Here is a 312-nt window from a genome sequence, read left to right on the forward strand (position 1 = left end):
GAAGATGGACATTCTCTCTATTTCAAACATAAAGACTTAAAATTTTTTGCAAAAGATAAAGAAATTTGCACCTCATTTTAACGGATCTAACAAGTGCTCCTACACGCTCTCTTTTTCTCAACATTTCGCATTTTTCATAAGCAATTCGTCACATATTTTAAAAAGTAGCCTCATCATAGATGCTTTTTTATTTTAAAGTGATGGATATTTATTAAGAGAAGATAACCTCTCTGGATCATTCTTTCATTATCGTTGTTTAAAGGTGTTTAAAATAGCACTGTTTAAAACAGTGTGGTTCTGATCAACGTTAAT

This window comes from Bartonella sp. AA86SXKL (assembly GCF_042196885.1).